Origin of the sequence: Actinomadura logoneensis (assembly GCF_003428695.1) — a bacterium.
Classification (GTDB): Bacteria; Actinomycetota; Actinomycetes; order Streptosporangiales; family Streptosporangiaceae; genus Spirillospora; species Spirillospora logoneensis.
Map to the genome: position 1 here is coordinate 1 of NZ_QURH01000860.1, position 5,629 is coordinate 5,629.

Sequence of the window (5,629 nt, forward strand, 5' to 3'; positions counted from 1 at the left end):
CGGCCGGCCGTCCGCGCCGCCGCCGGGCCGGGCGTCCGCGTCGTCCGGGGGGACGGGCGGCGCGCCGAGACCATCGTCCTCCACCCGGACGGTCAGCTCGCGCCCGCCGTAGTCCACGTGCACCCGCACGGTCAGCGGGCCGGGCCCGCCGTGCCGCGCCGCGTTCGTCAGCGACTCCTGGACGATCCGGTACGCGGCCAGGTCGCAGGCGGCGGGCAGCGGACGGACGTCCCCGCTGGTCGCGGCCTCGACGCGCAGTCCGGCGGCGCGGGCGCGGGCGGCCAGCTCGTCCAGCCGGGCCAGGCCCGCCGTCGGCGTGCGCGGCGCGGACTCGTCCTGCGCGCGCAGCGCCCCGATCACCGCCCGCATCTCGGTCAGCACCTCCTTGCTGGCCTCCTTGATCGCGGTGAGCGCGGCGCGCGCCTCCTCCGGGTCGTCGTCCAGCAGGTGCAGCGCCACACCCGCGCGCACGTTGATCATGGAGACGTTGTGCGCCAGGACGTCGTGCAGCTCGCGCGCCATCCGCAGCCGCTCCTCGCCCGCCAGCCGCCGCTCCCGCTCGGCCCGGGACCGCTCGGCGGCGGCCGACTTCTGCGCCCGCATCCGCGCCAGCTCGCCGGAGACCAGCACGACCAGCGCCCAGCCCAGCGCGAAGAGCATCGCGGCCGTCTCCGGCGGCGGCACCGGGAACGGATCGCCCGGCACGTCCCCGGCGAACCGGGCGGCCGTGAAGTACACGGCGAGGCCGCCGAGCGTCCCGGCCCACGCGAACCGCCGGTGCCCCGCGTACAGCGCCGCCAGGATCGCCACGAACGTCGAGACCGGAACGGGCCCGTAGGGGTAGCCGCGCAGGAAGTACAGGCCCGTGACGAGCCCGGCGGCGGCCAGTGCGGTCCTGGGGGCGCGGCGGCGCAGCAGCAGGACCACAGGGCCGCCGAGCAGCAGCACGAAGGCCGGCGCGTCCAGGGGCGTCGCGGGGGGCATCGGGTGGCCGCCGTGGTCCCAGTGGCGGTGCGCCGCGCCCTCGGTGCCCGCCACCTGGAACACCGCCAGGAACGCGGGCACGACCCACACCGGCCAGTCCGCCGGACGCAGCCGCGGCCCGGCCACCCGCCGAGGCGTCGCCTGCCGGGGCGTCGCCCGCCGGGATATCGCCCGCCGGAAGGCGGCCCGCCGGGGGGCGGCGGGCGGTGCGGGATCGCTCATGCCCGCACCCTAGGGTGGCCCGGAGCCGCCCCGCGTCGCCCACCGGGAGGGACCGCCGCTACTCCAGCGGGAGTACTCGGCTCAGCGGAGCCCAGGGCCGATCAGGGCGCTCAGGGCAGCCCAGTGTCCCGGGGGTCACTCGCCCTGGAGGTGGGCGGCGAGCCAGGTGGCGATCTGGGGCATCTGGCCGCGCCAGGCGGAGAGCGCCTCGCCGCTGACGGGGACGAGCGTCTTCTCCGCCCGGAGCGGCGGCCTGGCGAGCCCGGCGAACCGGTCGGCCTGCCCGGAGTGGCGCCCGTTCGCGCCCGCCGTGAGCAGCATGGAGATCGGCGGCGGAGGCATGTGCTCGAGCCGCCAGTACAGGTCCTGCTGCTGGCGGTAGGCGGCGCTGCCGCCGAACGGGTCGCCCGGACGCCCGCCGCCCTGGCCGGACAGGTCGTTGGCGGCGAGCCCGGACGGGACCTCGGCGGACAGGTCGAAGTTCGCGTTGATCGTCGCGACGGTGCCGAACTGGGCCGAGTCGGTCATCGCCAGCCGCGCCGCGCACTGGCCGCCGCCGCCGAAGCCGAGCAGGCCCCAGCCCCGGTGGTCGGACGGCAGGTGGTAGACCTCGCGGAGCGCGAGCGGGACGTCCTGGCCGTAGAAGGAGAGCGCCTGGCCGGTGCCCTTGCCCGGCAGGTTCAGGCACGACGCCGGGTGGCTGCCCGCCGAGGCCGGGGCCTTCACGCCGCCGCCGGTGGCGCCGCCGCCCGCGGGCCGCTCGGCCGCCTGGGTGAGGCCCTTCACCGAGCGCATCATCACGTAGACGACCGGCTGCGCCCGGTTCTCGGTGGTGAGCCTGGCGGCCTGCTCCGGCAGCCGCGCCTGCTTGATCCAGGCGAGCTTGTCGTCGGACGCCCCCGGGCCGCCGGAGATCGCCAGCACGACCGGGAACCGCTTGCCCCGGCTCTGCGGCTGGAAGTACTGCGGCGGGAGGTAGGCGAACGCCTCGGCGGTCAGGCCGGTGGTCGCGCCGGTGATCTGCAGCCGGTCGACGCGGCCGTCCACCCTGGGGTCGGCGGGACGGCCGGGGCGGCGCGGGCCGAGGGTGGTCGGCGTGCGCCTGACGAGCTTGCCGAGCGTGGTCTCCTTGCCCCGGCTCGGCTGGACGGTCTGCACCTTCTCGTTGGACCGGTCGGGCCCGACCAGGTCGTCCCAGGTGTTGTAGAACACGAACCAGCGGTTCACCAGCAGGGTGATCGCGAGGGTCAGCGCGATCTGGGAGACGCCCAGCAGCACCGTGCGGGCGCCCAGGCGCTTCAGCCCGCCGCCCGACAGCCGCGGCCACAACCACAGGGTGCCGATCCCCAGGACGGCGGCGAGCAGGCAGGCGAGGCCGATGAACGAGAGGTTCGACGGTTCCACGTCACTCCCCCTGGAGGTGGTCGCTCAGCCACGTGATCGTGGGAGGGATGTACTTGCGGAACGCCTTGAAGTTGTGGCCGCCGGAGGGGAGCATCCACTTGTCCACGACCAGCGGGGGCCTTGCCGCCGCCATGAAGCCCCGCGCCGACGGGTAGGTCTTCTCGCCGGTCAGGGCGGACGCGACCAGGATCGACACCGGCGGCTGCGGCAGGTTCTTCAGCCGCCAGATCAGGTTGTTGCTGCTGCGGACGGCCTTGCTGCCGCCGTACAGGTCGCGGGTGGTGGTGTCGAGCAGCGCGTGGAAGTGGCCCGCCATGCTGGACGCGGCGGAGAACCGGTCGGCGTGCAGCATCGCCAGCTTCGTCGCGCAGTAGCCGCCGGTCGAGTACCCGGCCAGGCCCCAGCCGCGCTGGTCGCGGGCGACCCGTCCCTTGTAGGTCTGGGTGATCGCGTCCGGGATGTCCTGGGAGAAGAACGTCTCGACCTGCGGGCCGCCCGGGACGTCGGCGCACTCGGTGTCCCAGCCGTTCTCGACGGTCGGGCGCATCATCACGTAGATCATCGGCTTGGCCTTGCCGGACGACATCTGGAGGAACGCCTCCTCGGGGACGTGCCCCTTGTCGATCCAGGTCAGCCGGTCGGCGGCCGGGTAGCCGGCGATGAACAGCGCCACCGGGAACCGGGTGGCGGCGTACTTCTTCTGGAAGTACGCCGGCGGGAGGTAGACGTACGCCTCGGACCGCAGGCCCGTCCGGACGCCCTCGATGTCGAGGTGCTGGATGAGGCCGTCCTTGCTCGGGGTGCGCCCGTGGCCGGGGCCGAGCTGCGCCGCCGAGGTGACCTTGACCTGGGAGGACGCGGCGGCGTTCGGGTGGCTCGGCGGCTTGTCGTTGGTCTGCGCCTTGCCGCCCGCCGCGCCGAGCAGGTCGGACCAGCTGCCGTAGAACAGGTAGTACTTGTTCACGGCGGTCAGCATGAGCGCGACGATCACGAGCTGCACCCCGGCCATCACGCCGACCCGGCCGGCGAGGGCGAGCGGCCCCCGGCCCGCCAGCCGGTTCCAGCCGCGCAGGACGACGAGGCCCACCACGGCGGCCAGGATCGCCAGGAGCAGGACGAGGAGCCCCCAGCTCGTCAGTCCCAGCATGTGCAGGTCCCCCTAGTGGTCACGCGTCACCCCGGTATCCGGGCGCCCTTAGAGAACTCGGCAAACATGCGGCAGAGTTCCAGGAAAGATTCAGAATCTGGATCGTAATGGGCGCACGAGCGGCCCGGACGGCTCCGTGCGGTCACCCTACCGACCGGAGGGTTAGGCACACGTTTACCGTGTGTGCAAGATCACTTAGCCCTGCCATGGCCCTCCGCCGGTCCGGCCGGGGTAACGCGGAGGCGCGCAGGCCGGAGGGGGCCGGGCGTGAACGCCCGAGTGATCCGCGGTGTGGACGCCGGAGTGCGGCAGGCCGTGGACCCCGAGTGGGCCGGAGCGTGCGCGCCGGGGGCGGGTGCGGAGCGGGTCAGCCGGCGAGCCATTCTCCTGTCTCGACGCTGACCAGGCCGTGGCGCGCGGCCTCGATCACGGCCTCGCGCTGCGAGTGCACGCCGAGCTTGCTGAGCACCGACTGGACGTGGCTGCGGGCCGTGCTCCGGGTGACGCCCATCGCCTTGGCGAGCGTCTGCGTGGACTCGCCGCGCGCGAGCCGGGTCAGCACCTCCCGCTCGCGCGGGGTGAGGAACCGCGCGACGCGCTGCGCCTGGCTCTGCCCGGGGACGCCCGGACGCGCGTCCGTCCGGCGCGGTGCGGCCCGCTCGGCGACGATCTCGCCGCGGCCGACCCGGCGCAGCACCGCGAGGATGTCGCCCGCCTGCTGGCCCTTGTGCGCGAACCCGCGCACCCCGGCGGTGAGGCCCGCCGCGAGGACGGCCGGCTCCAGGTAGCCGGTCAGCAGCACGAACCGCGTGGCCGGCGCGACCGCCCGCAGCCGCGGCATCCACTCCAGCGCGGTGGTGCCGGGGAAGTTGAGGTCGATCAGGCACAGGTCGGCGCGGCGGGCGCGCAGCACGGCGAGCAGCTCGGCGGGGGAGTCCACCTGCCCGACGACCGCGTACCCGGCGTCGGCCAGGACCAGCGACAGCGACTCGGTGAACACCCGGTGGTCGTCGCAGACGACCACCGAGGGCGCCTCGTCGGTGCGGTTCGTCCGGGGGGTCATCCGACCGGCCGCCAGTCGTCCCAGTCGTCCACGGGGTCGAGCGCGTCGACCGTGCTCCTCGTGTCGACCGTGTTCCTCGTGTCGACGGCGTCCCTCGCGTCGATCGTGTTCCTCGCGTCGCCGCTTCCGGCGGGGCCGGCGGCGGAGGCCGGGGGCGGGGCGGACGGCAGGAGCAGGCGGACCCGCGCCCCGCCCATCTCGCAGGTCTGGATCTCCAGGCTGCCGCCGTAGCCGGAGACCAGGTCGTGCACGATGCCGAGGCCGAGCGAGGCGAGCCCGCCGGGCGCCTGGCCGAACCCGGGGCCGTCGTCGTCCACCTGCAGGACGACCCAGCCGTGCTCGACGCCGACCCGGACGTTCACCCGCCGCTCGGCGACGCGGCACGCGTTGTCGAGGACGTTGCGCAGCGCCCGCCACAGCGCCACGGCGTCCATGTGCGCCCAGGCCGCGTCGCCCGCGAAGCACACCTCGTGCGGGGTCGCCAGGCGGATGCCGGTGACGACCTCGGCGGCCAGCTCGTCCACGCGGAGCCGCTGCGCGGGGGCCGGGCCGGACGGGGCGCCGGCGCCGTCGTCGGGCTCGCCCTCCTCGTCGAGCTGGCGGAGCAGGTGGTCGAGCCAGCGGGTCTCGCCGAGCAGCTGCTCGACGCGCTCGCGGCTGGCCGGGCCGATGTCGTCGGCGACCGCGACCGCGGACGCCAGCATGATGACGGTGCCGAGCTCGTGCCGGATGTCGTGCCGCAGCCGGCGCCGCCACAGCACCGCGTCGCCGGGTCCGCCGCGCGTGCCGGCGGAGGGCGCGGCGGCGGC

The 5,629-nt window shown here is 75.1% G+C and carries 5 protein-coding genes; all 5 read right to left on the reverse strand.

The genetic code is table 11. From position 1 onward, the window contains the following. A partial coding sequence (locus DZF91_RS29090) for a sensor histidine kinase (protein ID WP_147341432.1) occupies positions 1–1,206 on the reverse strand: 1,206 nt, incomplete at its 3' end. Positions 1,207–1,341: 135 nt separating this feature from the next. Continuing rightward, positions 1,342–2,610: a hypothetical protein gene (locus tag DZF91_RS29095; protein ID WP_117360316.1), complete on the reverse strand. Its 1,269-nt coding sequence runs from the start codon at positions 2,608–2,610 to the stop codon at positions 1,342–1,344. 1 nt (position 2,611) lies between these two features. Continuing rightward, positions 2,612–3,757, reverse strand: a complete 1,146-nt coding sequence (locus tag DZF91_RS29100) for an alpha/beta hydrolase (protein ID WP_117360317.1) — start codon at positions 3,755–3,757, stop codon at positions 2,612–2,614. 367 nt (positions 3,758–4,124) lie between these two features. Then, on the reverse strand, positions 4,125–4,820 hold the full coding sequence (locus DZF91_RS29105) for a response regulator (RefSeq protein ID WP_117360318.1): 696 nt from the start codon (positions 4,818–4,820) through the stop codon (positions 4,125–4,127). Next, the coding region (locus tag DZF91_RS29110; RefSeq protein ID WP_147341433.1) for a sensor histidine kinase at positions 4,817–5,629 on the reverse strand (813 nt) is incomplete at its 5' end. The genes DZF91_RS29105 and DZF91_RS29110, both read right to left, overlap by 4 nt.